Below are 24,560 nucleotides of genomic sequence, written 5' to 3'. Positions count from 1 at the left end.
GCCCTCTCCAACGTCGCCTAGGCATCAAGATCCCAAGGCTTTGGTATCCTCTCCCTCAAGGGGAGAGGATGATATCCTACCTGAACAACGGCTCGCCGAAACTGCGCAGCTTGCGGCTATGCAGCGTCCCGGCTTCCGCCTCTTTCGCCAATAGATCAATCGCCCGCAGCCCGATCGCGAGATGCTGGCCCACGCGTTCCTGATAGAAAGCATCGGCCATGCCTGGTAGCTTGATCTCGCCGTGCAGCGGCTTGTCCGAGGCGCAGAGCAATGTCCCGTAGGGCACGCGATAGCGATAGCCGTTGGCGGCGACAGTCGCCGATTCCATGTCGATGGCGATGGCGCGGGACTGGTTGAGCCGCTTGGCAATTTGTTCGAAACGCAGCTCCCAGTTGCGGTCGCCGGTGGTGACAACCGTACCGGTGCGCAATTGCTGCTTGAGCTTGGACTTGTCGATGCCGGTCTCCGCCTGCACCGCCTCTGTGAGCGCAAGCTGCACCTCGGCAATCGTCGGCAGCGGGATGCTGGGCGGCAAGACATCGTCGAGCACATTGTCGTCGCGCAAATAAGCGTGGGCAAGGACATAGTCGCCGAGCCGCTGAGTCCGGCGAAGCGCACCGCAATGGCCGATCATCAGCCAGACATGCGGGCGGAGCACCGCGAGATGGTCGGTGATCGTCTTGGCGTTGCTCGGACCGACGCCGATATTGACCAGGGTCACGCCGGGGCGTCCGTCGCTGCGGACCAGATGATAGGCTGGCATTTGCGGTGGCTTGGCGATCGGCGGGGCAGAGGGTTTGCCATCCTGACCGGTGATCCGGTTGCCCGGTTCGACCAGCATGGAGGCTTTGCCGGATGTCACTTCGGCCAGGCCATGTTCGATGAACTCGTCAACATAGCGCTGATAGTTGGTGAATAGGATGAATGGCTGGAAATGCTCGGGCGCCGTCGCGCAATAATGGCGGATCCGGTGGAGCGAATAATCGACCCGTTCGGCGGTGAACAAGGCCAGCGCAGAGGCTTCCTCGCCCTGGAATATCTGGCCGCCGTCGACGATCTCGTCATTGGTTTTGACCAGATTGGGTGTGTGGAAATAATTGGGCAGCTTTTCCTTTTTTGCCCGGTCGAGCCCGGCACCGGCATCCTCCAGCGCAAAGGCCAGCGGTATCGGCGTGTCCGACAGGCCGACCCAGATTTTAGCGGTGAAGGTCGTGTGGATACGTTCCAGCTGGTCGAGCAGATAGAGACGGTATAATTTCGGTTCGGTTATCGTCGTCCGGTAAGTGTTGATATCGGCTAGATGGCCTGATGCCAGATGGCTGGTCTCGGTCGCCTGATCGGCCGGGATCTGGACACTGATCTGCGGGTAAAGGCCCTGCTGGCGATCATCCTGGGACAATTTCGATGTCGCATAGCGGGCAAAGCGTGTCGCCGTGACAGCGATTTGTTCCGCGTAAAGTTTTTCAAGCAAGGCCACGGCTTCGGCTGGCGTGGCGCATAGAGTGGAATCGGTTGTCATGCAGTCTCCGTTACAGTTTCAGCCCTTTAACGGAAAAACGGAGCGAAGGGAAAAACTAACGGCGCGAAAGATCGAGAAAGCGGGCCGCTGCCTCGAATTCCGCCTGCTTGAGATCGCGCATGGCCACGGCCACATCGTCACGGCCCCATTGCTGCTCCTGCCAAAGCTCTTCCAGATTGACGATTGGCCAAAGCGTCTCGCTATCGTGGGTCTGTTCAACAAGCCCCAATGTGGCAATTAACGAGCCTGACAAGCCGACAAGCGACAGCATCGCCGCGACGGTAAAGCCGTCCTGCGCCTCGACCACATTGGTCAGACGCGTGATCGTTTCTTCCGGCTGCGCCTCATATCGGATGCCGTGGATCAGATTGAAGCCGACATCATAGCGTTGCCGCGCCCAGTCGAGCAAAGGGTCCCAATGTTCGGCCTGATGGTCGATCAGCGCCTGCTGACCTTCATCAGCGCGATAGTAGAGCATATCGCTGTCGGCAAAGGCGGCGATACGACCGACAATCCGGTCGCGCTCGCTTTCGACCTGATCCAGCGCGCCCTGCGCCAGACCGGTCAGCGGCATCGATGCGGGAATTATATCCTCACCTTGCGCAGCCCATTCAGCCGCAATTGCGTCGGCAAGTCCCTGCATTGGCACAGCAAGCGGATTACGCTGCGGTGTCTTCATCGGACGGTCGTCGAGGGAGATCGCAAAGGCATCGCCGACCGGCGATACCGATACGTCCTTGTAAAAGCGTTTCATGGAGCGTCCGTGCCTTCTGCCGCTTTGGCCATTGCTTCTTCGGCGACCCGCGCGCGAATATATTTGCGGATGATCCAGACCGGTGCTGCCCACATCTGGGCCATGCCCAAGAAGATCAGCGGATAGCCCGCGAGCGGAGGAACCGGAGGCAGGCGGTCGAGCACGATAGCCAGTCCGAGCATCACCAGCACAACGCCAAGCAAACGGACGATACTGACCAAGAAATGCACGGCTTTCGCCTGTTTTTCCTTCACCGGATCGGGGATATATTCCGGCTGCTCGTCAATCGGTTCGCTCATCGGTTCAATATTCCGTTCAAATCGGCCATGGTCGCCGCGACCACTTCTGCGCCCGCGCTGATCAGTTCATGCTCGTCATGATAGCCCCAGTCGACCCCGACCGCGCGGACTTTGGCATTGACCGCCATCTCCATATCAAAGCTGGTATCACCGATCATCGCCGTGGTCTCGGGCGAGGCTCCGGCTTCCGCGATCGCCAGCTCGACCATCGCCGGATGGGGTTTGGACGGATGCCGGTCGGCGGTCTGCAGGGTGACAAAACGGTCAGAAAGCCCGTGGGTTTCCAGCACATGGCGAAGACCGCGATCCGACTTGCCGGTGGCGACGCCAAGAACCCAGCCGGATGCTTCCAACTCTTCCAATATCTCGAGCAATCCGTCGTAAAGCGGCTCGTGAACGCCGCCTGCCTGGCGCAGTTCGACGAAACCGTCTTTATAGGATTGCGTCACCGCAGCGACAATCTGCTGGTCGCCTTCGGGGTGCAATTGCGCCACGGCCTCCATCAGACTGAGCCCTACGATCCGGCGCACCAGATGGTGATCGGGCGGGACCAGCCCGTGTTTTTCAAAGGCCTGATCCATCGAGGCGCAGATATTGGCCTGGCTGTCGACCATCGTGCCGTCGCAGTCGAACAAGGCGAGCTTGTTGGTCATCTTGTTCCGAATTCCCTCATCAAATGGGCGATCGCGCGGCGACCGGTAGCATCCAGCGCGGCAGCGGCATTTTCCCGCACCGCAGCCGGCTTATTCTGGCCAAGCTTGGCGGTTGGGCGCCAGGCCAATATTTCCATTTCGAAGCCGACAATCGCGTCGACCATCTTGTCGAATTTTTCCGAATCCATCTTGTCCCGATGCCACGGCTTTTTGGGAGCCAGCTTCGCTTCATTCCGGGCAGACAGGTCGTCCAGCAGGCTGATCAGGCCTTCGCGCTCCATCTGGCGGACCGTGCCTTCCAGCTCAAGAGCCAGATAATTCCAGGTCGGCACCTGATCGTCGATCCCGTACCAGTCCGGACTGATATAGGCGTCGGGTCCGTTGATCACGCACAGCGCCTTGTTCTTCGCAATATGCTTCGTCAGCGCATTGCCGCGCGACAGATGGAATTGCAGCGCGCCGTCACCGGTGGAGAATACCGGAACATGGGCGACGCGCGGTCCATCCGGCGTTTCGGCAAAGACCATCCCGAATCCGATATTCGCAATCATCGCCTCGAGCGCGGCCCGCTCGTCGGCGTCCTGATGATCATTGGCAGATTTGGGCCATCGGAAGGCGGGATCGGGATGCATTATTTGGGTTTCTTGTAGAGAGCCTGTTTGACTTTTGCCTTGTGCGGCATGTTCTTCTTGTGGGTCGCCTTACCGGCATTCGGACGTTCACGCTTGGTCGGCTTGCCTGCCTTGGTCGGCTTGCCGTCGCTCTCGCCACGGCCACGACGTTCGCCGCGCTTGTCCTTGCGAATCATCTTGGCGTGCGCCTTGGCCTGCTGTTTGCGGACCATTTTGCCGCCCGGCTTCTTCTCGTCGAGCGGAAGATCGCCAAGGATCAGGTCGAGCCCTAGATTGTCGATGGTTTCCGCGAAATGGGTTGGCAAATCGGCGGTCACGTCGAGATTGTGGCCGTCGGGATGCTCGATCCGCAGCCGCCGCGCATGCAAATGCATCTTGCGGCTGATCGCGCCGGTCAGAAACGCGTCCTTGCCGCCATATTTGCCGTCGCCGACGATCGGATGGCCGATCGCCGCCATATGCACGCGCAGCTGGTGCGTGCGGCCGCTATAAGGCTGCAACTCTACCCAGCAAGCGCGGTTTCCGGCGCGTTCGATAATCCGGTAGCGCGACTTGGCCGACTGGCCGTTTTCTTCGTCGACGTGCATTTTCTCGCCGCCGGAGCCCGGCTGTTTCGAAAGCGGCAGGTCGATCACGCCATCGGCGATTTCCGGCACGCCCATGACGATCGCCCAGTAGACTTTGCGGACATCGCGACCGGCGAAACGTTTGGAGAAAAAGGAGGCAGCACCCGGTGAGCGCGCCAGCAGAATCACACCGCTGGTGTCCTTGTCGAGCCGGTGAACCAGCTTGGGCCGCGATTTCAAATCATAGCTCAGCCCGTCAAGCAGACCGTCGAGATGGGTTGTGGTTTTGCTGCCGCCCTGGGTCGCCAGGCCCGGAGGCTTGTTGACCACGATCGCCGACTTGTCCTTGTGGATCACCAGTTCGCGGACGAAATCGATCTGGTCCTGCGACAAGTCGGTCTTCACTTTGGCGACGCGACCCGGCCGCTCGATTTCCTGCGGCGGCACGCGCAATACTTGCCCGGCCTGAACGCGATCGCCCGGTGACACTCTTTTGCCATCCAGCCGCAACTGCCCGGTCCGCGCCCAGCGCGAAACGATGTTGAATGGCACATCTTCCATGTGGCGCTTGAACCAGCGGTCGACGCGGATATCGTCATCGTCGGGAGAAACCGTGAATTGCCGGACATCGAGTGTCTTCAGCGCCTGCATCTGTTCCTTGGGCGAGCCCTGGGGCGATTCTTCTTCGGAGCCGCTTTCGGCTGTGGGATCAAAACCGCTCATGCCAGCGCCCTCACGGCCATCAGACCCGCAAATAATGCGAGCACCGAACCGGCAACAGAGAGCAAGGCGTAACCGACAGCCATGCCCCATTCATTCCGCTCAATCATATTGAGAACTTCCAAACTAAAGGCCGAAAAAGTTGTAAAACCGCCCAGCAGGCCAACGCCAAGCAATAGCCGCCACGGCTCATCGATAAAATTACTGCGGGCCAGAACACCCGCTAACACACCCATCAAGAGACCACCGGTCACATTGGCCACCAAGGTACCGATGGGATAACCCAACGGAGCAAGATGGAAGACAAGTCGGCCGAGATGATAGCGTCCCGCCGCACCCATCGCACCGCCTGCCATGACAAGAAGGGTAGCGTTCATGGGCGTCCCTTAGTCGGCTTGGGTGATTTTTCCAAGCAGATCATTGGTCAGCCACAAGCGGATGGCGGTTGCGAGCCCTGGCGGTTGTGCTGCGGTGATCCGTTCGACATCAATCCGCGCGACCAATGCGTTGACCGGCAGACCGCGCTGATCGGCAGCTGCTTTAAGCAGGTCCCAGAACAGAGGCTCGAGCGAAATCGACGTCTGGTGCGCGGCAATGGTGATGCTGCGTTTGACCGGAGGGTGGAAGATTTCGGGCTTTTCTAGATCCACCCGGACAATTCCCGCCGGACCAGTGTCTCAAGCATGTCGATGCCGGTCTCGCTGTCATTGAGGCAGGGCAGATAGGCAAATTTCTCGCCGCCACCGGCTTCGAATTGCTCCTTGCCCCTGATCGCCAGTTCCTCGCAGGTTTCAAGACAGTCACTGGAAAAGCCCGGAGCGAAAATCGCGATATTCTTCTTCCCCTGCCCTGCAAGCGACTCCAGCGTGGTGTCGGTTGCCGGTTCGAGCCATTTGGCCCGGCCGAATCGCGACTGGAATGCGACCACGAGTTCCCGGCCCATCTTCTCCGACAACAGCCGCGCGGTTTTCTGGCAATGGCAATGATAGGGATCACCCAGTTCCAGCGTACGCTGCGGCATGCCGTGGAAACTGGCGACTACAGCATCGGGCACAAAGTCCAGCGCAGCGATATCGCGTTCGAGACTGGTCGCCAGCGCATCGATATAGGCGGGGTCATCATGATAGGCGGGCAGCAGCCGGATCGCCGGTTGCCAGCGCATCGCGGCAATCGCGTCAAATACCGCATCATGGACGCTGGCGGTGGTGGCACCGCTATATTGCGGGTAGAGCGGCGCGATCAATATGCGGTCGCAGCCCGCGGCCTTCATCGCGTCCAATCGGGAAGCGATGCTCGGATTGCCGTAGCGCATTGCCCAGTCGACCATCACCCCTTCAACTTTCGGGGCAAGCTTTTCGGCTTGCTTGCGGGTGTAGGCCGCCAGCGGCGAACCGTCTTCGGTCCAGACCAGACTGTAAGCCTCGGCCGATTTCGCAGGCCTGGTGTTGAGAATGATCCCGCGCAATATCGGCTGCCAGATGATCGAGGGGATCTCCACGACCCTTTTGTCCGACAGAAATTGCTTGAGATAGCGTTTGACCGCTTTCTTCTCCGGCGCGTCGGGCGTGCCGAGATTGACCAGCAAAACGCCGATTTTCTTCGCTGCTACCGGCGGATGGTCCGATGGCAGAGGTCCTGTTTTACGCATGGTCACGACACTTCTCCGAACAGCGGCAATTGCCGGAACCTTGTGCCGGTTGCCGAAAATAGCGCGTTGGCAACTGCGGGCGCGACCGCCGGTACGCCGAGTTCTTCGTATCCGGCAGGCTCTTCGTCGCTTCTGAGAAATTCGATCTGGATTGGCGGGATCTCCGCCAGCCTTGGCAAGGACAGATCACGCAACCGCTTCGCCGTCGGCAGCCCGTCCTGAAACCGTGTGGCGCTGCCCAGCGCCATCGCCAGTCCGAAGACAATACCCCCTTCAATCTGTTGCCGGGCGATGTCAGGGTGAATGATCCGGCCGATGTCGACGGTCGCCGAAATGCGGCTGACCTCAAGACCGCCGGTTCCCCTGCTGGCGCTCGCGATCACGGCAATATGACCGCCGCGCATGCTGTGACAGGCCATGCCCTGACCGCTGCCGTCCAGACCGCCGTCCCATCCGGCCATCGCGGCAACGCCGGTCAGGCAGCGGGTCAGTCGTGGCGCATTGTTCATCATCTGCATCCGGAAAGACAAAGGCTCGATGCCGGCCTTTGCCGCAAGCTCGTCGATGAACGATTCGAGATAGAATATATTGCTGCTATGGGCATTGCTGCGCCAGTTTCCCGTCGGCACGCCGACGAAGGCGCTATGGTGATCGACGGTCAGATTGGGAATATCATAAGGCACCTCGAGACCGGCCACAGCCTTGCTATCGGCTTCCCCGATCGAGGACCGCATTGCTTCCACGTGATCCACCCCGTCAAACAGCCGCTTGACCTGTTCGCGAGAGGATGGCGGAGCGGCGATCTTGATCTGCAACGCTTCGACACGCCCGGCCTTGGCCATCGCAGCATCCAGCCGTGCTTGGCTCGGCGCCCGGTAATGATCGTGCATCAGATCTTCGGCGCGCGACCAGACCAGTTGCACCGGCCGTCCCATCTTCTTCGCAATCTGTGCCACCTGTCCCGCGATCTCATTGTCGAGATTGCGGTCGAACGAACCGCCGCTCAGCATCGGATAGAGAGTCACGCGGTCCTGACTGATGTTCAAGACCTTGGCCGCCGCCTTGACGGCCGCAACCGGCGCCTGGGTGGCCATCCACAGCTCCAACCCGCCATCCTTATATTCTGCCGTAGCCGTCCGCGTCTCGATCGGTGCGTGCACAGCGGCATCGGCCTGGTAACGGGCCCGATAGACATTATCGTTGTCGAACACGTCTCTGGTATTGCCGCGCGACACAAAACGTATGCCCGGCCCGTCTTCCAGCGCCTCCTGCAGGGCCGTGTCGATCTTGTCGCTACTGGCCATGAATCCCTTGGTTTCGAATACCGGACTGATTTTATCCAGCGCCCGATTGGCCGCCCACCAGTTGGTCGCCACAGTGGCGATCCATTTGTCGCTTTGCACCACGTCGATAAAGCCGGTGATCTTGCCTGCCCCCGCCCGGTTGAATGATTTCAGCCGGGTTTCGCCAATCGGTCCCTGCCGGATCGCGGCAAACACCATGTCCGGCAGCCGGATATCACCGGCGAAATTGGCAGAGCCGTCCAGTTTGCTGGGCAGATCGAGACGCGGCACATCCTGCCCGATCAAATTGCCTTCGCCAGCCGGTCGCAGCGGCACCGGGTCGGGCAAATCCTGCCCGACTGCATCACGAACCACTTCGCCGAACCGCAGTTTCTTGCCGCCACCGGAGATAACTCCATTCTCGACCGTGCAGGCCTCCCAGGGCACATCCCATCGGGCTGCCGCTGCTTTGGTCAGCAGAACGCGCGCTGCGGCACCCGCTTCGCGAAAGCTTTCGGCAAAAGCCGGGATCGACGTTGACTCCGCCGTCACGAGAAACTGATCGCGGATGCCTACATTCTGCGCGATCCATTGTACCGCTTCATATTCTGCCAGTTTACCGGTGCCGGCAGGCATTAGGCTTTCTGCCCATTGCTCGGCCAGCAGACCATTGCTGTACAATGGATTGATCGGCGCCGGTTCAACCGCAACGGTGCGCCAGTCGGCACCCAACTCATCCGCCAGAATTTGCGGCAACACGGTATAGACGCCCTGCCCCATTTCGCTTTGCGGCACGATCACCGTGACCTGCCCGTCTTCGGATATTTTCAGAAAAGCGCCGAAAATCTGCTCGTTCTCGGTGGCCGCAACATTGGGCTCGTAACTGCGCGGCCAGATTGTCCACGCAACAACCAAGCCGACACCGGCGGCGCCACCGATCAGGAATTTGCGACGACTCAATCCGCTGGGAGAATCCTCGATCTGCTCAATGTCTGTTTCAGCCGCCATGGGGCTCCTTCAACAAACCTAGCCGGGGAATTTCAATTTTCGGGCAGCGGTCCATCACGACCTTCAGACCGGCTGCAGTTGCGCGCGCTGCCGCCGGTTCATTGACCACCGCAAGCTGCGTCCAGACCGCTTTGGCACCGACAGCAATCGCTTCGTCAACCGTTTCACCAGCGGCTTCGGAATTGCGGAAGATATCAACCATATCGATCTCGCCCTCGATATCCGCCAGCGATTCAACCACCGGAACACCGTATAAGGATTGCCCGGCAAGAACCGGATTGACCGGAACCACATCATAGCCCTGTCCGAGCAGGAATTTGAAGACCTCGTTGCTCGCGCGCTCCGGCTTGTCGGATGCGCCAACCAGTGCGATGCGTCGTGTCGACGTCAGCAGTTCAGCTATTTCCTGATCACTTTTCAGCAGCATGATGCCATTCCTGTCGTTTATTGGTTATCCAGCCATGTCGCGAGCTTCCGGGCGATATCGCGAAAAGCCTGTCCGTCCGCACCGTCGGTGCTGGCAGGAGGCGTCCCGCCATCGCTTGACTTGCGGATTTCGATGTCGAGCGGAATTCTGCCCAGAAAAGGCATGCCCATCGTTTTGGCAGCGGCTTCCGCCCCGCCCGTTCCGAAAGGATCGCTCGCTTCGCCGCAATGCGGACATTGATAGCCGGCCATATTCTCGACCATGCCGATAATCGGAATTTTCGCCTGATTGAACAGATCGACCGCGCGGGTTGCGTCCATCAGCGCCAGATCCTGCGGCGTTGAAACGATCACCGCGCCAACCGGTTTGTGATTCTGCATCATCGACAGTTGCACATCGCCGGTGCCGGGCGGCATATCGACGATCAGTTCCTCGACATCGCCCCAATGCGCGTCGATCAACTGCTCGAGCGCCTTGCCCGCCATCGGCCCGCGCCAGGCGATCGCCTGCCCCGGCTTCGCCAGATGGCCCATGGACAATACCGGAACATCATATTCATTCGGTACCGGGATCAGCTGCTTGCCCTCGGCCTCGGGGCGCTTCCCTTCACAATGGAGCAGCCGCGGCTGCGACGGACCATAGATATCAGCGTCGACCATCCCGACCTTGCGGCCCAGTCGCTGCATCGCAATCGCCAGATTGGTGGAGAGCGTGGACTTGCCGACGCCGCCCTTGCCACTGGCCACGGCGATCAGACGCCGCTCGACCTTCTCGGCGGTCATCGCGACATCAACTTTCTCGACACCGTCGAGCGACAGCAATTTGCCTTTCACGGCAATCTCGATCTGGCCACGCTCGCGCACGTCGAGCCCGCCGACGTTGAGCACCAGAGAGATACGGCCTTCGGAAAATTTTACAGCGCTGAAACGGCCTTTGGCAACAGTGTCCAGCGCGGCTTCGATTGTTGAAATATCGGTCATCCAATCGACATAGTTACACTTTTCTCGGATTGACACTGTTTTTCTGGCCGCGTGCTACCTATAAAGAAACTATGAATGATAATATTAACGGTGAAGCGCACCGCAGATCGATTTTTGGCTCAATCCTGAACATGGCGGGCCCTTGGGGTAATAACGGCGACAGCGGCAATGATGGCGGCAATGGCGGCGGACCCCGCAATCCATGGGGCAATCCTCCTGGCGGCTCGTCCGGCGGCGGACGCAAGGGCGCCGGTTCTCTCGAAGAATTGTTCAAAAAAGGCACGGGCGGCGGATTCAAGGGTGGCATACCCAAACGTCCCGGCGGACGGTCCTGGTGGCCTCTCATGGCGATTGCCTTCATAATCCTCTGGGTCCTGCTAACCAGCATCCACCGTGTCAGCCCTCAGGAACGCGGCGTCGTAACCTTCCTGGGCTCCTATTCACGGACCATGCAGCCGGGTCTGCATTTCTCGCTTCCCACTCCGCTGGAGCAGGTAACCAAGCTAGACGTCGAGGAAATCCGGACGATCGATATTCCGGAGGGAGAAGCAGAAAAGCTCATTCTCACCGGCGACCAGAATATCGTCGATCTTGCCTATTCGGTACGCTGGAACATCAAGGCGCCGGAGCTTTTCCTTTTCCAGATCGCCGAACCGGAAGAAACCATCAAGGAAGTGGCCGAAGCCTCGATGCGTGCATCGGTTGCGAACTTCACTCTTGATGACACTATCGGTTCCGAACGGACGGAAATCGAACAGCAGGTTGAACGCAACATGCAGCAATTGCTCGACGGCTATGGTGCCGGTGTTGTCATTCGCGGCATCGCGATCAAGAAGGCCGATCCTCCTGCCAAGGTCAACGACGCCTTCAAGGAAGTGTCCGCCGCTCAACAGACAGCGCAGACCTATCTCAACGAAGCCCGCGCTTACGCGCAGCAACTCACCGCACAGGCACAAGGTGAATCGGCTGCGTTTGACAAGGTTTATGAAGAATATCGTCTGGCGCCGACGGTCACGAGACAGCGTATGTATTATGAAACGATGGAACGTGTCCTGTCCAAGGTCGACAAGACTGTAATCGAGGCGAGAGGCGTAACGCCTTATCTGGCCTTGCCCGAACTGAAGAAACGGTCGCAACAGGCCCCCATTTCTACCGTGGAGGCAAAATAATGAGCCGGATATTCCAGAATCCCGTCGCGCTTGGCGTGATCGCTATCGCCCTGTTGTTCACATTATTGAATACGCTCATCATCGTGCCGGAAACCCGGCAGGGCGTGGTTGTCCGCTTCGGCGAACCCGTTCGCATCATCAACCGATATCAGAGTGGTGTCGCCTTCGGCCAGACAGGCGCCGGACTGCTGATGAAAATTCCGTTCATCGAGCAGGTTGTTTGGATCGACAAGCGCATCCTCGACGTCGAGATGGAACAGCAACAGGTGCTGGCAACCGACCAGCTTCGTCTGCAAGTCGATGCCTTTGCCCGGTTCCGGATCACCGATCCGCTGCGCATGTATATCGCAGCCGGCAGCGAAGAGCGGGTTTCGGAAGAGCTTCGCCCGATTTTGGGATCCGCGTTGCGAAACGAACTCGGCAAACGGCCGTTTGCCGCTCTGCTTAGCCCTGAACGTGGCCAGGTGATGGACAATATTCAGGCCGGTCTCAACCGCGTCGCTCGCCAATATGGCGCAGAGATTGTCGACGTGCGGATCAAACGCGCCGACCTTCCCGACGGCACGCCGCTGGACAGCGCTTTTGAAAGAATGCGGACAGCACGTGATCAGGAAGCGCGAACCATTCGTGCGCAAGGGGCGAAGCAGGCACAGATCATTCGCGCCGAAGCCGACGCGAGTGCTGCGAGAACCTATGCAGAAAGCTTTGGCAAGGATCCGAAATTCTATGATTTCTACCGCGCCATGAAAAGCTATGAAACGACATTTCTGCCGAGCAGTCCGGGTGGTCCGGAAAGTTCATTCGTTCTTTCTCCGGACAATGAATATCTGCGCCAGTTCCGCGGTCAGTAGGGAGTTTTGGCAACCAGCCGCGAGATAGTCGACGCTTATTATAGCGCCTTGTCGGCTATGGATGTGGACCGCTTTGAAGCCCTGCACCATCCCGATGTCGTATATAATATATCCGGCAATACGATTATCTCGGGCCGGTACGACAGTTTTGCCGCGCTGAAACAGGTGTTGCCGGCCATTTTCGCGGCACTCGATTTCGATCGCTTCCAGTTCGCGGTAAAATGGCGGGTGATGAACGAAGCGCAGGATAGCGCGACCGCGATCATGGAGGCCAAAGGCCTGGCACGAAACGGGCAGCGCTATGACCAGCGCTACGCGCATATTTTTTCGTTCCGGGACGGAAAAATCTCTTCGGTTCACGAATTTTTCGATACCCAATTGGCCAATGACGCCTTGGGCTTCCACGGCAAGCCCCGGTATGAAAACGACGGCCCGTTTGAATTTTGACGGCCGAGAGTGCGTCAGCAGCCCCATTCGACTACAACTGTCGTTTTTTCTACGCAAAGCCCGTATTTTTCGACAAAATGGCGATTCTCAGCTTGCGAAAAGACTTTGGGGGACCCAAATAGGTTGGCATCGGGAATGTCTCGCTGTCCTGTGACTTGGATTGGCGAACAAATATGGTAACATTCAATTGCCGTTCATGAAAATTGCGCCATTCATACTGCGATTTAGAACGGATTTGGCGGCAGACATTTATTTCTTCCGCCGGAATTTTGAGAGGAAAATATCAGTGCGTTACGCTTACGGAATTTCAGCAGCTTTGCTTTTGGCCGGTAGTGCAGCCACCCTGACCGGCATCGGGCCGGCCGGAGCACAAACCGCCGCAAACGACAGCTCGGTGATGCGCAACGTCGTACCACGCGCGGGTGCGCCGATGAGCTTTGCCGACCTCACAGAACAATTACAGCCCGCAGTGGTCAATATCTCCACCACCCAGCGCGTTCGTGTAAACACCAGCAACCCGTTCGCCGGCACACCCTTTGACGGCCTGTTCGGCAATCGCCAGGGCGGGAACGGTGGTGAACAGACCCGCGAGGCACAATCGCTGGGTTCCGGCTTCATCATTTCGGCTGATGGCTATGTCGTCACCAACAATCATGTTGTCGCACCGGGTAACCGCAACGCCACCATCGAATCGATCACGGTGATCATGCCGGACCGGACGGAATATGACGCTGAACTCGTCGGTCGCGATGCGGCATCGGATATCGCCGTACTGAAGATCAAGGCAAAACAGCCTCTGCCATTCGTAAAATTCGGCGACAGCACCGGCGCCCGCGTTGGCGACTGGGTGATTGCGATCGGCAATCCGTTCGGTCTTGGCGGAACGGTGACCACCGGTATTTTGTCCGCAATCCACAGGAACACCGGTCAGGGCGGCGCTTATGACCGTTTCCTGCAGACCGATGCATCGATCAACCGCGGCAATAGCGGTGGCCCGATGTTCGATCTCAACGGCAATGTCATCGGCATCAACAACGCGATCATTTCACCAACCGGCGGCAATGTCGGGATCGGCTTTGCCATTCCGGCAGAAGTTGCGGCTCCAATCGTCGAAACGCTGAAAGCCGGACAGACGATCGAGCGCGGTTATCTTGGCGTCCAGATCAGCGCGCTTTCCGAAGATCTTGCGGACTCGCTTGGCCTGAAGAAAAATAGCGGCGAATTTGTCCAGCGGGTCGAGCCGGGCGAAGCAGCTGCAAAAGCCGGTATCCAGGCTGGCGATGTGATCACCAAGGTGAACGGCAAAGCGGTTACGCTTGACCAGACCTTGTCTTATCTGGTTGCCAACCTTCCCGTCGGTACCGATGTTCCGATCGAACTGGTGCGCAATGGCAAGGCGATCAAGGTCAATGCCAAGCTTGGCAAACGTCCTTCGGAAGAAGAGCTGGCCAGCAACACCTTCGATCCGGATGCAGAAGCCGATACCCTGAATCAGGATGATGACAGCGCCAGCGCGCAGGCAACCGCCGATGCGCTGGGATTATCCGTGGTTGATCTGACCCCGGTAATTGCGCGACAGATCGGTGTCCCTGCTGCGGCGAAAGGCGTTGTCGTATCGATCGTCAATCCGAACAGCGATGCCGCCCAGAAAGGCATTAAACGCGGTTTTCTGATCACCAGCGTCAATCGCCAGCCGGTGAACAGTGCGGCTGATCTGGACAAGGCGATCGGCGAGGTAAAACGCGCCAAGCGCAACGCGGTGCTGCTACAGGTCCGCCGTGGTGCTCGTGATCCGGAATTTGTCGCGGTCCGTCTGCAAGACGACTAGCCACTTCTAAACAAATGTAACAGAAAAAGGCCGGTGCTTGACGCCGGCCTTTTTTTTGCGTCAAGCTAGGCGCAGCTTTGCAAAACAATTGAGGGAATTCGCCGATGGCCGATGCGACAGAAATTTTTCTCGGACTGGGCGGCGGCGAACGGCAAAGCCTCGCCCTGTCTCGCGCCAACCGCCACGGTCTGATCGCCGGCGCCACCGGCACCGGCAAAACGGTGACGCTCCAGGGGCTGGCCGAGAGCTTTTCCGCCAACGGCGTGCCGGTCTTTGTTGCCGACGTCAAAGGTGATCTGTCCGGGGTCTCCATGTCCGGTTCCTCGCAATTCAAACATGCCGACAAGCTGGAGGAGCGGGCCAGCGAACTGGGCATGAGCGATTATGCCTATTCCGACAATCCGGCAATATTCTGGGATCTTTACGGCAAGCAGGGCCATCCGATCCGGACCACGATTACGGAAATGGGGCCGCTATTGCTCGCGCGGCTGATGGACCTGAATGACACGCAGGAAGGCGTGCTCAATATCGTGTTCCGCTTTGCCGACGAAGAAGGCCTGCTGCTGCTCAACCTCGACGATCTGCAGTCCATGCTCGCTTATACCGCAGAAAATGCCAAAGAATTGTCCGCCAAATATGGCAATGTCAGCAAGGCCAGCGTCGGCGCGATCCAGCGCCAGCTGCTGCAACTCGATAGCCAGGGCGCGGGCCAGTTTTTTGGCGAGCCCGCTCTGGAAATCGATGATTTCATCAAATGCGATGATCAGGGTCGCGGCTATATCAACGTGCTCGCCGCCGACCAGCTGATGCGCAGTCCGAAACTATACGCGACATTCCTGCTCTGGCTGCTCGCCGAACTGTTCGAGACGCTGCCGGAAGTCGGCGATCCGACCAAACCGAAGCTGGTTTTCTTCTTCGACGAAGCGCATCTGCTGTTCGACGATGCACCCAAGGCGCTTGAAGACAAGATCGAGCAGGTCGTCCGCCTGATCCGTTCGAAAGGCGTCGGGGTGTTTTTCGTCACCCAGAATCCGATCGACATTCCCCAGAAAATCGCCGGCCAGCTCGGCAACCGCGTCCAGCACGCCCTGCGCGCCTTCACCCCCCGCGACAAGAAAGCGATCAAGGCGGCCGCCGACACGTTCCGGATCAATCCAGATCTCGATGTCGAGCAGGCGATCACCGAATTGCGCGTCGGCGAAGCGCTGGTCTCGACCTTGCTCGAGGACGGCGCACCTTCGATTGTCCAGCGGACCCTGATCAAGCCGCCGCGCTCGCGCCTCGGGCCGGTCACCGTCAAGGAACGCGCGATCATGCAATCGATCTCGCCTTATGACGGCAAATATGACGAAGAGATCGACCGGAACAGCGCCGAGGAAATATTGGCGCAGAAGGTGATCGACGCCACCGAAACCGCACAAGAAGTCGAGGAAAAGGGTGAAGCCGAAGTCGGCAAACGCTCGCGCAAGAGCAAGAGCATCTGGGAGAAAGCCTTCAGTCGTGGCGCAAAGGTGGCGATGGGCTCAGCGGCCGGCATGGCGGCTTCGACGATGCTGGGCAAAAAGTCCCGTGCCAATCCGGTGCAGTCAGGCGTGACCTCTGCGGTTGGTTCGGTGGTTACGGATCTTGCCGGGCCTGTGGCCGGACGTTTCGTGCGCAATCTGATCGGCGGATTGATGCGCTAATCGCTATCATGCTGCGCTTTAACGGCGCAGCAAACCAGCTAATCCTTGCTACCGAAGAATCGCGCTACAATATCTTTCGCCAGACGGGTCGGACGCAAGGTATCGGCATCGATACAGCACCAGCTTGATTGCACTTCGGCAAGCACCTCTTCGCCGCGACGAATGATCGTGCTGTAAAAGGCCCGCGCTCCATGTACTTTCTCGAGCAACACTTCGGCGATCACATCATCGTCGAGAAATGCCGGTTTCCGGTAGGTTATCTCGTGTTTAAGCGCCACCCACAAATGATCGGCGACGGCTTCGGACGGCGCAAATTTCTGCCAATGCGCGACCACAGCTTCCTGCACCCACGTCAGATAATTGGCATTGTTGACATGTCCCATGAAATCAATGTCAGACGCCTCGATGGCAATGCTGTGATGGTGTGAAATACTGTTCATATCACCAATATATAAGATTAGCGGAGGCCGATTGATAGGGCAAACTGGATTCATGCTCCGGAATCCGGGAGCAGATCGTCATATCAGGCAAGGCCAAGCTTGAAGTTTTCGAACGCAACTCGCCGTTCCGCCGTGAAATTCCGGAACGCCGATGCACCGTCAATCGTCGACAAAAATTCATCCACCGCCAGTTTGTCAGCATCAGGCAAATCCCGATAATAGTCCAGCGGCCGCTGCAGCATCCAAAGACTGAACGGCGGCGCGATGCGTTGTCCGGTCACGCCCTCGACGGCAAAGTCCGCCATCCCGACGGCGCGCGGGATTTCCATATCCGGATTGGCCTTGGCCCAGGAAGCAAACAGGTCCGCAGTTTTCTGCAGGAATGGCATTTGCTCCGCCATCATTCTTTCCAGCACGGGCACCAAGGTCTGCGGGATATCGTCATCCGGTAGAAATTCTCCGGACAGCGGCTGCTGTACATCCACCATCCGCTCGACCCAAGCGGCAACTTTCGGTGCCAGTCTTTTCATGATCTCGCCCGAAGCGGGATCGCGGTACAAATGGGCAAAAAGCGGCCCGATCAGCCCATAATCACCAATCGAGGGACGTGAACCCAGCAGATAATCATATTGGGCAAAATGCCGGTCGAGATCGGCGAGAAGCGCTTCATAGCTCGCTTCAATCGCAGGAATCGTCTGCTCGTTAATCCCCAATATCGGGCAAAAGCCCTTGAACGTCTGGCCACGCTCGCGACCGATGGCCAGTTGCTCTTCCTTGCTGGCTTCCGGCGCGGCGACGGCACCAAATTCGCCGTAGACCCATTCTTCATTATAGTTCCAGCGATAGTGCATCGCCGGAATCACCAGCCATTCATCACCGAATACTTCCATAAGCAACGCCACCAGCCGCTGTTTTGGCGTATCGGGATAGACGGACGGTCCGCCGATCTCGGCTTCGAAATGGTCAATGATCAGTGTTGTGTCCTGAAGCGTTTCGCCTGTTTCGGTTACCATCACCGGAATGACCGGACGGCCCACTTTCGGCACGATAATCGTCTTGTAGACTTCCGTGCTACTGAGGATTTCCTCGTAATCCACCCCTTTCCAGTCGAGATAGGCTCGCGCCTTGCCGGAATAGAGCGACAGTGGTCCACCGTAGAATTTATGCGTCATCAGCCTCGGCCCCGGTAAGCGGCCACACCCTGGTCGGGCAACCACAGTCCCTTTGGCGGCTCGCCCGATTGCCAGAACACATCAATCGGAATGCCGCCGCGTGGATACCAGTAGCCGCCGATCCGCAGCCATCTCGGTTGCATCTCGTCGAACAGCCGCTTGCCGATGCCGACCGTGCAATCTTCGTGAAAGGCAGCATGGTCGCGGAACGATCCGAGAAACAACTTGAGCGATTTTGATTCAACGATCGTCTGATCCGGCGCATAATCGATGACCAGATGGGCAAAATCCGGCTGGCCGGTCACCGGACAAAGCGAGGTGAATTCCGGCACGGCAAAGCGCGTCAGATAGAGCTCGCCAGCGCGAGGATTGGGGACATAGTCAAGTATCGCCTCTTCGGGCGACGCGGGCATGGCACTGGTCTTGCCCAAAAATTTCGGTGCTGGCGGAGCGGAAGGATCATGGTTCATGCAGATTATCTAGTGCACGGGGCGCTTCATGTCATCACCCCTGCTGCATTCATCGACGGTTCAGCGCTTCGGGTGGCAATTCGGTCCGGGAATGCACAGGGACATGGTTGTTTTTCAGTCGATCGCACATAATCGCTTCAGGAATATTTTGACCGGCGCAGCTTTGCTGCTGCTACCGGGCGCAATGGCTGTGGCGCAAACATCGGCCGATGAACCATTGCCAAACCCGCGAACCCCGTCATCGGTGGAAAGCTATTCGCTGCCGCCCGGACCTGACAGCACGCCACAGAATGACGGTTTGCAAGGACCGGCAGACGCCGACATTCCACTTGCCCAACCACCGATTGTTACGCCGCGCACAGCCCCCGCAAGAATACCCCCGCAATCCGACACCCCGCTGGTCCGTCCGAGCGAGAGCAGCAACAGTCGGCAGCAACAACCGACCGAGCCAGCGCCAACCCGCCCGAAAACCGCGGACGAGATAGCCCAGCCGGAACCGGAGCTTTCGGAAACAAGGCCTGAGGCTGCGTCAGACGAGCCTCTGCAACCGCCCGAGGTTCCGACCGAGACAATCGATCCGGAGCCGATGCCGCCGGAAGCCGCGACGGATCCGCGCCCATCAGCGACGGCATATGATTGGCGCCTTTTGCTGGCCGGAGCCCTGTTCGTCCTTTTGCTGGGTGCGATATTATTTTGGCGGCCGCGAAAGGCCTCCCGGAAGCCATCGGCTGCCGCAGAAGCCGATCACGCAACGACCCGTCTGGCTAAAAACCCACCACCGCTCGACCCCGTCATCGCTCCTGTAGTTGCGCCTGTCGCTCCACCTGTCGTTGCCATCGGCTTCCGGCCACATACGGCCAATGCGACCTTGTTCAACGCGGTGCTAGCCTTCGAGCTCACACTCTCCAACCACGGTGAGGAGATGCTGACCGGGATCAGGGTGTTCGGCAATATGGTGCAGGCCGGGGAACATGGCACCGGCGCGCCCGGTTTGACCGATCTGTCGCCATTGCACGAGGTCGCGAACCTCCCGGTCGACCAATCCGAGACAATTATCAGCGAATTTCGTGTCCCTTTGACCAGTATCGCTCCGATAGTTTTCCGTTCTCAGGCTTTATTCGTGCCGCAGGTCCAGATCTCGATCGAATTTACCGATAGTGCCGGATTCCAGCATTTTCAGACCGCTGCCTATCTGGTCGGCCAGGAACACCAGCCACCGCGCCAGAAAATGGCACCCTTCCGGCTCGACACGGGGCCGCGCAGCTTTACCCCGCTAGGCCACCGCCCGCTCGCTGCAGGATAAGTTCTTCTTCTCCGTCGACGATCCCCGTTGATTGCATCGCAAACCTTTACTGGCCTCGACGACATTCGATGTAAAAAAAGCACATAGCGGTAGATTCGCGGGACAATGCGTTATAGCCTCGACGTCTGGAAATCGAATCGCTAAACGGCGGGACGAATAGCGCAAATAATTGCGGGCATGAGGAGTTTAATATGGAATTGTTGGTATCGACCGACTGGCTAGCCAACGAACTGGGTGCGTCTGATTTACGAGTAGTCGACGCGACAAAATTCATGGCGGATGCCGGACGCAATCCTGCGGCCGAATATGAGGCTGGCCATATCCCTGGCGCAGTTTTCATGGACCTCAGTGATTTGACCGATTCCAGCAATCCCGTCGAGAATATGCTCCCACCGGCGGAAAAATTTGCCAGCCGGATGCAATCGCTCGGTCTGGGCGACGGCAGCCGCGTGGTTCTCTATGATGACAGCCCGCTGCAGAGCGCAGCACGCGCCTGGTGGATGCTGACGATTTTCGGCGCGCATGAAGTTGCCATTCTTGATGGTGGCATCGCCAAGTGGAAGGCCGAAGGCCGGCCGCTGGAAACCGGCAAGGAAGCATTGCGCCACCGCCATTTTACCGTCTGGAAAGACGACAAGGACGTTCGCACCAAGGCCGATCTGCTGGCGAACCTGCACAGCAAGGACGAGCAGGTTGTCGACGCACGGCCCGCAGACCGGTTCAGCGGCGAAACACCGGACCCGCGCGGCAACTTAGCCTCTGGCCATATCCCCGGCTCGACCAATATTCCGCACAGCAGCTTCTTCAACGCTGACGGAACATGGAAAAGCGCTGACGAAATCAAGGCGATCTTTACGGATGCTGGTGTCGACCTCTCGAAACCTCTGATCACAACCTGCGGATCGGGAATGACCGCAGCGGTTGTATCCTTTGCAGCGGCGGTTGCCGGTGCCGAAAAAACAGCACTATATGACGGCAGCTGGGCCGAATGGGGCGCCGATGCGGATACCCCGAAAGAAACCGTCTGAATATGCCAGCGCTGCTGGAATTATAATTGGCTGACAACGGCTCTGGTTCGAAAAAGCCCGCGACCCAGGTCGTTACCGGTGGTCGCCGGAAAATATGGACCGGAGCCGTCGTCAACCCGCCCGTCTGGCGTGGCAGTACGCATCTCTACGACGATGTAGCCCATCTTCGGGAAGGCCTGAAATCCAACGATGACGGCCGCTTTTTCTATGGCCGGCGCGGGTCTCCGACCCAATGGTCACTGGCCGATGCACTGACCGAAATGGAGCCCGGCGCGGCCGGGACCATGCTTTACCCCTCCGGTGTCGCCGCCATTTCCTGCGCTTTGCTCGCCATTCTGCAGCCGGGCGACGAAATATTGCTCACCGACAGCAGCTACGATCCCAGTCGCAGTTTTGCCGATGCCTTTCTCAAACGCATGGGCATTGCGACGCGCTATTATGATCCGATGATTGGTGCGGATATTGCCAATCTCATCGGTCCGCAGACAAAAGCCATATTGATGGAAAGCCCCGGCAGCCTGACCTTCGAGGTTCAGGACGTACCGGCGATTTGCAAAGCGGCTCGTGCGGCAGGCGTAATCACCCTTCTCGACAATACCTGGGCGACATCGCGCTTTTTCCCGGCGCTGGAACATGGCGTTGATATCGCCATCACCGCCGCCACCAAATATATTGTCGGTCATAGCGATGTGATGATGGGAGCCGTGACCACGCACAGCAAATATTGGACTCGGCTGCGACGGACTGCCCAGCAACTCGGTCAGGTCGTCTCCCCCGATGATGCCTATCTGGCTGCACGCGGATTGCGGACGCTGGACGTCCGTCTGCGGCAGCATGAAGCGAGCGCCTTGCAAATTGCGCATTGGCTGAAGAACCGGCCCGAGGTCGGCCTCGTCCTCCACCCTGCCCTGCCCGATTGCCCGGGGCATGACATATGGAAGCGCGATTTCAAGGGGTCTGCGGGTCTCTTTTCCTTCGAGCTGCCGGATGGTGACGACCAGTCCCGCGCCGCTTTCATCGATGCGCTGACGCTATTCGGCATCGGCTATAGCTGGGGCGGATTTGAAAGCCTCGCCCTGCCGGTCGATCCGGCAAAGCATCGCACGGCAACCGCGTGGACGGGGAAAGGCCCGCTGGTACGGCTGAATATCGGTCTGGAAGACCCCGATGATCTGACTGCGGACCTTGCCAAAGGCTTCGAACATTACCACAGTGCGCAACCATGATAGACAATGCGTTCCAATATCTGGAGACTCTGACTTCCGACACTCCCCGCAACGTCCAATATATAGAAGGTGCCGTTGCCGCCGCACTGGTCATGTTATCTCTTACCGCCGGCTGGTATCTCAGCAATTATATCGGCCCCAAGCTGCGCCACCTCTGGGAAGCGCGGGCAGGTTACGAGAGCGAGCTAGCGGGTCGCCGTATCCGCGACATGACGCGGCGCGCCACGACCTTCATTTTATGCGGCATTTTCCTGTCCTTCTATCCCTGGCACCTCATTGCCCAGGTCGTCTTTTCTCTGACCATCGCCATCACGGTTGGCCTGTTTGCCAATGACCTGATCCGCGGCGTGCGGATGCCGGACTGGCTCGGGACCGTCATCGGCCTTGCGCTGTTCGTGAGTATCGGATCGGGATTGGTCGGCGGGATCGCTCCGATAACCGAAGCATTGGACAAGGTCGGATTCGGCATCGGCACGAAGAGATTCTCTCTGCTCTGGCTTGTGACCGTGGCGATGACCGCGGTCATCCTGCTCGCGGTTGCCCGCGTACTGATGAAACTGGTTACCTATATCATCGGCAACAGCGAGCTGGACGGCGCGCAAAAGCTTCTGGGCCAGAAGCTGGCTACCGTCGCCATATTGGCCGGTGCCTTTGTTCTTGGCCTCGATTTGGTCGGGATCGATCTGACCGCGCTGGCGGTATTTTCCGGCGCCTTTGGCCTGGCTATCGGCTTCGGTATGCAGAAAACAATCGGCAACCTGATTGCCGGCATCATCCTGCTGATGGACCGTTCAATCAAGCCCGGTGACGTGATCGCGGTCGGCAATACATACGGCTGGGTCAACAAGATCGGCGTCCGCGCGGTTTCGGTTCTGACTCGCGAAGGCAAGGAGCATCTGATCCCGAACGAGGATCTGATGACGCGCGAAGTCGAGAACTGGTCCTATTCCAGCCCCAATGTGCGGATCAGCATCCCGATCGGAGTGTCTTACGATACGGACATGGATCAGGCGATTGACCTGATGAAACAGGCCTGCGTCGACGTGCCGCGGGTATTGAACCACCCCAAACCCGTGGTCTGGATGCTCGAATTTGGTGACAGTAGCGTCAATTTCGAGATCCGCTGCTGGATCAAGGATCCCCAATCGGGAGTCGGCAATTTCAAGGCGGCGATCCTCAAACGGGTCTGGGACCTGTTCAAGGAACATGGGGTCGAAATTCCGTTCCCGCAGCGCGACGTGCATATCCGGTCATTACCGGAAGGCGGGACGGTCAAGCTCGCGACCGGCCCCAAATAGGCCGGTCGCTCGCTAGAATCGCCTCTCGCCAGCCCAAACACGATCATAAAAATCGGCGCCGTCCAGGAGGGCCCGCACAACCGATTGACGCATTATTAATCACCCTGAATCGAATTCGCCTAAATTTTAGGCGTTGAAAATGCGGTTTGTGGCGCAAGTGCAACAACCGATGATTATGTCATCTTTCCTGTCATTTTCTTTCTTGTGCACCGCAATATTATAGAGCAGCTTTCCCGTGCATGTTTAAAGACTGTTCGCGTTCGGGGCATCTGGCGTAATAAAAAAACAGCTGAGACTATGCCAGGAGGGGCGATACGCATTAACGAGAAAGGTATTTCCATGCGCACGTCCAATAAAATTATCCTTGGCGGCAAAGCCAAGTCCACCATCGTCGGCCTTTCGGCCATCTTGCTGGCCAGCACGGCCGCACCAGCCTTCGCACAGGACGCAGAGGAATCTGCCAGTGCTTTCACTATTTCCGGAAACGCGGCCGTCACAAGCGACTATCGTTTTCGTGGCGTTGCCCAATCCGGCGGCGACGTAGCCATTCAAGGCGGTATCGATATTGGTCATGAAAGCGGCTTTTATGTCGGAACATGGGGCTCTTCGATCAACTTTGCCGGCGGCACCGAGCTTGATATTTACGGCGGCTGGTCCGGTGAAATAGCGTCGGGCATTTCCGCCGACGTTGGTTTGCTATATTATTTCTATCCTGACGCTGGCGGCGTTGGCGGTGGAGCAACCGATTTCTTTGAACCTTATGCTTCCGTTTCTGCGACCCTCGGTCCAGTTGAAGCCACTGTCGGTGCTGCCTATTCATGGGGCGGGCAAAGCGCTCTGGCCGATGAAGACAATATCTATCTTTACACAGACCTGAGTGCGGGCATTCCCAACACTCCGCTGACCTTGAATGCTCATTTGGGCTATTCGGATGGCGACAGCTTTCTCAGTACCCTGCAAGGCACAGACAGCAATTACGTCGATTGGTCACTGGGTGTTGATTATGCAATCTCCCCGAACCTGACGCTGGGAGTAGCCTATACGGATACCGATGATTCCCCGGCCCAGAAAGATTTCACCGATTCTGCGTTCATCTTCACTCTCGGCGTCTCCTTCTAAATTCACATCGTCACGCTGAAAAAGGGGGCTGCTCG

The 24,560-nt window shown here is 58.3% G+C and carries 25 protein-coding genes; 10 read left to right on the top strand and 15 right to left on the bottom strand.

Features of this window, described 5'->3' with window-relative positions; genetic code table 11:
• Positions 1 to 76 precede the first annotated feature (76 nt).
• The 12 genes from AACZ86_RS02965 to AACZ86_RS02910 form a co-directional block, all read right to left on the bottom strand.
• Entirely contained in the window at positions 77 to 1,519 is a 1,443-nt protein-coding gene (locus AACZ86_RS02965; protein WP_339689211.1) for an AMP nucleosidase, read from the bottom strand.
• Between the two features lie 55 nt (positions 1,520 to 1,574).
• Positions 1,575 to 2,273, bottom strand: coding sequence for an ATP12 family protein (locus tag AACZ86_RS02960; RefSeq protein WP_339689210.1), 699 nt, complete (start codon positions 2,271 to 2,273; stop codon positions 1,575 to 1,577).
• Entirely contained in the window at positions 2,270 to 2,572 is a 303-nt protein-coding gene (locus AACZ86_RS02955; RefSeq protein WP_339689208.1) for a hypothetical protein, read from the bottom strand. The genes AACZ86_RS02960 and AACZ86_RS02955 overlap by 4 nt, the downstream gene beginning before the upstream one ends.
• Complete coding sequence (locus tag AACZ86_RS02950; protein WP_335652292.1) at positions 2,569 to 3,225, bottom strand: HAD-IA family hydrolase; 657 nt, start codon at positions 3,223 to 3,225, stop codon at positions 2,569 to 2,571. The genes AACZ86_RS02955 and AACZ86_RS02950 overlap by 4 nt, the downstream gene beginning before the upstream one ends.
• Complete coding sequence (locus tag AACZ86_RS02945) at positions 3,222 to 3,857, bottom strand: FMN-binding negative transcriptional regulator (protein WP_339689207.1); 636 nt, start codon at positions 3,855 to 3,857, stop codon at positions 3,222 to 3,224. Before AACZ86_RS02945 ends, AACZ86_RS02950 begins: the two co-directional genes overlap by 4 nt.
• Positions 3,857 to 5,074, bottom strand: coding sequence for an RluA family pseudouridine synthase (locus tag AACZ86_RS02940; RefSeq protein WP_339689377.1), 1,218 nt, complete (start codon positions 5,072 to 5,074; stop codon positions 3,857 to 3,859). The genes AACZ86_RS02945 and AACZ86_RS02940 overlap by 1 nt, the downstream gene beginning before the upstream one ends.
• A gap of 68 nt (positions 5,075 to 5,142) precedes the next feature.
• Entirely contained in the window at positions 5,143 to 5,520 is a 378-nt protein-coding gene (gene crcB, locus AACZ86_RS02935) for a fluoride efflux transporter CrcB (protein WP_339689205.1), read from the bottom strand.
• A gap of 9 nt (positions 5,521 to 5,529) precedes the next feature.
• Positions 5,530 to 5,793 (bottom strand): ribbon-helix-helix domain-containing protein, encoded by a 264-nt coding sequence (locus AACZ86_RS02930; RefSeq protein WP_339689203.1) that lies wholly within the window; start codon positions 5,791 to 5,793, stop codon positions 5,530 to 5,532.
• A complete protein-coding gene (gene hemH, locus AACZ86_RS02925; protein WP_339689201.1) occupies positions 5,784 to 6,791 on the bottom strand; it encodes a ferrochelatase in 1,008 nt (335 codons plus the stop codon). The genes AACZ86_RS02930 and hemH overlap by 10 nt, the downstream gene beginning before the upstream one ends.
• A gap of 2 nt (positions 6,792 to 6,793) precedes the next feature.
• Positions 6,794 to 9,082 carry a molybdopterin cofactor-binding domain-containing protein gene (locus AACZ86_RS02920; protein ID WP_339689199.1) on the bottom strand — a complete coding sequence of 763 codons (2,289 nt, stop codon included), beginning with the start codon at positions 9,080 to 9,082 and terminating at the stop codon, positions 6,794 to 6,796.
• The gene (locus AACZ86_RS02915; RefSeq protein ID WP_339689198.1) at positions 9,072 to 9,509 is read right to left on the bottom strand and encodes a CoA-binding protein; all 438 of its coding nucleotides are present in this window, start codon (positions 9,507 to 9,509) and stop codon (positions 9,072 to 9,074) included. Before AACZ86_RS02915 ends, AACZ86_RS02920 begins: the two co-directional genes overlap by 11 nt.
• Before the next feature lie 17 nt (positions 9,510 to 9,526).
• A complete protein-coding gene (locus AACZ86_RS02910) occupies positions 9,527 to 10,489 on the bottom strand; it encodes an Mrp/NBP35 family ATP-binding protein (RefSeq protein WP_339689197.1) in 963 nt (320 codons plus the stop codon).
• A gap of 131 nt (positions 10,490 to 10,620) precedes the next feature.
• Between AACZ86_RS02910 and hflK the strand changes: the two genes are divergently transcribed.
• The 5 genes from hflK (at position 10,621) to AACZ86_RS02885 (ending at position 16,469) form a co-directional block, all read left to right on the top strand.
• Positions 10,621 to 11,658, top strand: coding sequence for an FtsH protease activity modulator HflK (gene hflK, locus AACZ86_RS02905; protein WP_339689375.1), 1,038 nt, complete (start codon positions 10,621 to 10,623; stop codon positions 11,656 to 11,658).
• A complete protein-coding gene (locus AACZ86_RS02900; RefSeq protein WP_339689196.1) occupies positions 11,658 to 12,509 on the top strand; it encodes a protease modulator HflC in 852 nt (283 codons plus the stop codon). The genes hflK and AACZ86_RS02900 overlap by 1 nt, the downstream gene beginning before the upstream one ends.
• A 6-nt stretch (positions 12,510 to 12,515) precedes the next feature.
• Complete coding sequence (locus AACZ86_RS02895) at positions 12,516 to 12,956, top strand: nuclear transport factor 2 family protein (protein ID WP_339689195.1); 441 nt, start codon at positions 12,516 to 12,518, stop codon at positions 12,954 to 12,956.
• A 286-nt stretch (positions 12,957 to 13,242) separates the two neighbouring features.
• Positions 13,243 to 14,784: a Do family serine endopeptidase gene (locus AACZ86_RS02890; protein WP_339689194.1), complete on the top strand. Its 1,542-nt coding sequence runs from the start codon at positions 13,243 to 13,245 to the stop codon at positions 14,782 to 14,784.
• Between the two features lie 104 nt (positions 14,785 to 14,888).
• Positions 14,889 to 16,469 carry a helicase HerA-like domain-containing protein gene (locus AACZ86_RS02885; RefSeq protein WP_339689193.1) on the top strand — a complete coding sequence of 527 codons (1,581 nt, stop codon included), beginning with the start codon at positions 14,889 to 14,891 and terminating at the stop codon, positions 16,467 to 16,469.
• Positions 16,470 to 16,507: 38 nt separating this feature from the next.
• On the opposite strand, the gene AACZ86_RS02880 is transcribed toward AACZ86_RS02885, so the two are convergent.
• The 3 genes from AACZ86_RS02880 to queF form a co-directional block, all read right to left on the bottom strand.
• Positions 16,508 to 16,909 carry a thioesterase family protein gene (locus tag AACZ86_RS02880; protein ID WP_339689192.1) on the bottom strand — a complete coding sequence of 134 codons (402 nt, stop codon included), beginning with the start codon at positions 16,907 to 16,909 and terminating at the stop codon, positions 16,508 to 16,510.
• 83 nt (positions 16,910 to 16,992) lie between these two features.
• Entirely contained in the window at positions 16,993 to 18,081 is a 1,089-nt protein-coding gene (locus tag AACZ86_RS02875) for a glutathione S-transferase (RefSeq protein ID WP_339689191.1), read from the bottom strand.
• Positions 18,081 to 18,551, bottom strand: a complete 471-nt coding sequence (gene queF / locus AACZ86_RS02870; RefSeq protein WP_339689190.1) for a preQ(1) synthase — start codon at positions 18,549 to 18,551, stop codon at positions 18,081 to 18,083. Before queF ends, AACZ86_RS02875 begins: the two co-directional genes overlap by 1 nt.
• 148 nt (positions 18,552 to 18,699) lie before the next feature.
• Between queF and AACZ86_RS02865 the strand changes: the two genes are divergently transcribed.
• The 5 genes from AACZ86_RS02865 (at position 18,700) to AACZ86_RS02845 (ending at position 24,525) form a co-directional block, all read left to right on the top strand.
• The gene (locus AACZ86_RS02865) at positions 18,700 to 19,854 is read left to right on the top strand and encodes a hypothetical protein (RefSeq protein WP_339689189.1); all 1,155 of its coding nucleotides are present in this window, start codon (positions 18,700 to 18,702) and stop codon (positions 19,852 to 19,854) included.
• 191 nt (positions 19,855 to 20,045) lie between these two features.
• Positions 20,046 to 20,882, top strand: coding sequence for a 3-mercaptopyruvate sulfurtransferase (gene sseA, locus AACZ86_RS02860; protein ID WP_339689188.1), 837 nt, complete (start codon positions 20,046 to 20,048; stop codon positions 20,880 to 20,882).
• A 26-nt stretch (positions 20,883 to 20,908) separates the two neighbouring features.
• Positions 20,909 to 22,108, top strand: a complete 1,200-nt coding sequence (gene metC / locus AACZ86_RS02855) for a cystathionine beta-lyase (RefSeq protein ID WP_339689187.1) — start codon at positions 20,909 to 20,911, stop codon at positions 22,106 to 22,108.
• Entirely contained in the window at positions 22,105 to 23,406 is a 1,302-nt protein-coding gene (locus AACZ86_RS02850; protein ID WP_339689186.1) for a mechanosensitive ion channel domain-containing protein, read from the top strand. Before metC ends, AACZ86_RS02850 begins: the two co-directional genes overlap by 4 nt.
• Positions 23,407 to 23,610: 204 nt before the next feature.
• Complete coding sequence (locus AACZ86_RS02845) at positions 23,611 to 24,525, top strand: TorF family putative porin (RefSeq protein ID WP_339689184.1); 915 nt, start codon at positions 23,611 to 23,613, stop codon at positions 24,523 to 24,525.
• The last annotated feature ends 35 nt before the right edge of the window (positions 24,526 to 24,560 follow it).

This window comes from uncultured Parasphingorhabdus sp., assembly GCF_963975735.1.
Lineage (GTDB): Bacteria > Pseudomonadota > Alphaproteobacteria > Sphingomonadales > Sphingomonadaceae > Parasphingorhabdus.
The sequence above is the reverse complement of the archived record's forward strand: the minus strand, read 5'-3'. Positions and strand labels throughout refer to the sequence as shown.